This is a genomic window from Pseudomonas edaphica (assembly GCF_005863185.1).
GTDB classification, from domain to species: Bacteria; Pseudomonadota; Gammaproteobacteria; order Pseudomonadales; family Pseudomonadaceae; genus Aquipseudomonas; species Aquipseudomonas edaphica.
This window is the reverse complement of the sequence record NZ_VBVZ01001009.1, coordinates 1-1171: the sequence shown is the minus strand read 5'-3', so window position 1 is coordinate 1171 and position 1171 is coordinate 1. Positions and strand designations below refer to the sequence as shown.

General features: G+C 61.8%; 2 protein-coding genes. Both read right to left on the bottom strand.

What is annotated here, in order from left to right; all coding sequences use genetic code 11:
• Window positions 1–74: 74 nt before the first annotated feature.
• Window positions 75–842 (bottom strand): siderophore-interacting protein, encoded by a 768-nt coding sequence (locus FEM54_RS32885; RefSeq protein WP_017136319.1) that lies wholly within the window; start codon window positions 840–842, stop codon window positions 75–77.
• Window positions 839–1171 (bottom strand): PadR family transcriptional regulator (locus FEM54_RS32880; RefSeq protein ID WP_138454320.1); only part of this gene is annotated, 333 nt, incomplete at its 5' end. The genes FEM54_RS32885 and FEM54_RS32880, both read right to left, overlap by 4 nt.

Below are 1171 nucleotides of genomic sequence, written 5' to 3'. Positions count from 1 at the left end.
CCTCGGTACATCAGGTACACCGAGTTGCTGCCATCGCAGGCAAGCCAGCTCCCACAGTTGAATCGCGTCAGTTTTTATTCTTCTTCGCTGCCCTCGGCACGCCAGTAACCCACGGCCTTGAGGAACTCCTCATTGACCTGGTGCGTGTCCAGCAACACGCGGCGCAGCTGGCGCGACAGTTTGGTTTCCGTCGCGACAAAGCTGTACAGCGAACCGCCCGGCAGGGTCAGGTTGCGCACCGTCTCCAGCAGGTCGTCCTGGCCGCGCACCACCCAAATCACCTCTACATCGGCAGCGCTGGTCAGTGGCTGCTGTTCGGCGCTATTGGCGATTTCAATCACCGTCAACACCTTGCGCCCGGCCGGCAATTCTTCCAGGCGACGGGCGATGGCCGGGATCGCGGTTTCATCACCAATCAGCAAATAGCTGTCGAAGATGTCCGGCACGATCATCGAGCCGCGCGGCCCGCCGATGTACAGGTGCTGGCCAACCTGCACCTGTTCGGCCCAGGTAGAGGCTGGGCCATCGCCGTGCAGCACGAAGTCGATATCCAGCTCACCGATGCTCAGGTCGAAGCGCCGTGGCGTGTAGTCGCGCATGGCCGGTTGCGGGCCGTCGCCCTTGATGTTGAAGGTCGGGCTTTCCAGCGCAGCCTGCTCGGCGGCGTTTTGCGGGAACAGCAGCTTGATGTGGTCGTCACTGCCCAGGCTGATAAAACCTGCCAGTTCCGGCCCGCCCAAGGTGACGCGGCGCATGCGTGGGGTGATGTCGACCACCCGCAGCACTTGCAGGCGGCGGCGTTTGATCTCGTGGGTAACGCGATGGATAGCTTGAGTATTCATTGGTTTTTCCCGTCGGCAATGGCTTGAGCGGTGCCGTTGAGCAGCGCCGCGACACGAACGATTTCTTCCGGGCTCCAGCGCCCGTGGTGCGAATGCAAGGCGTGGCGCAGGTTATGCACCGCCTCGTGAATCTCGGGTGGGCGGTCGTGGCCACGCAGCGAGCGCTTGCTGACATCAATGCGCATGCGCACGCCTTCCAGGGCAACGGCTTGCTCGCTTAAGAAGAGACGACCGGCGTCGGTGATTGTGTAGCGTTTTTTTCCATTCTCGGCGTCGCCGCTGATCAACTCGCTCTCTTCCAGAAAGGTCAGGGTGGGGTAGATCACACC